At 48.8% G+C, this 608-nt stretch carries 1 protein-coding gene; it reads left to right on the top strand.

Annotated features, from left to right (window positions below):
• Positions 1 to 451: hypothetical protein (locus tag ACTHUT_RS21545; RefSeq protein ID WP_440419853.1), on the top strand; the 451-nt coding region annotated here is incomplete at its 5' end.
• Positions 452 to 608 lie beyond the last annotated feature (157 nt).

Raw genomic sequence — 608 nt, forward strand, 5'->3', positions numbered from 1 at the left:
GGGGTGGGTGGTGGGGTGGGGTTTGTGTGGGGTTGTTTTGGGGTTTTTTGGGTTTTTGGGGGGGTGTTTGGGGGGTTTTTTGTGGTTGTTTTTTTTTGGTGGGTTGTGTGGGTTGTGGTTGTTGGGTGTGTTGGTTGTTTTTCGTTGTTGGGGTTGGGTTGGGTGGTTGGTTGGTGGTTGGTTGGGTGGTGTTTGGGTTGTTGGGGGGTTTGTTGTTTCTGAGGTTGTTGTGGTTGTTTTGTTTGTTTTTTGTTGTTTGTGTTTGGGGTTGTTTTGTTTGGGTGGTGGTGTGGTTTTTTTGGTTTTGGGTTTGGGTGTGGTTTTGTTGTTTGTGTCGGTTTTGGTTTGTTTTGTTGTTTTGGTGGATTGGGCGTTTCTGGTTATAGTATCTTATGTCGTTATTGCAGTTGGTTGGTGCAAGATGACGCTTTGTTTGGGTTGTTGGGATTGATTGATTGGTGGTTGGTTGAGAGAGGCCTGGGGGTGGGGGGGGTGTTTGTTGTTGTTGTTGGTGTTGTTGTTGTTTGGGTTGTTGGTGGTGGGTGGTGTTGGGTTGTGGGGGTTGGTGGGGGGGGGTGGGTTGGTGGTTGAGTTGTGTTGGGTGGGGG

Source organism: Neisseria sp. P0022.S010, from assembly GCF_051956635.1.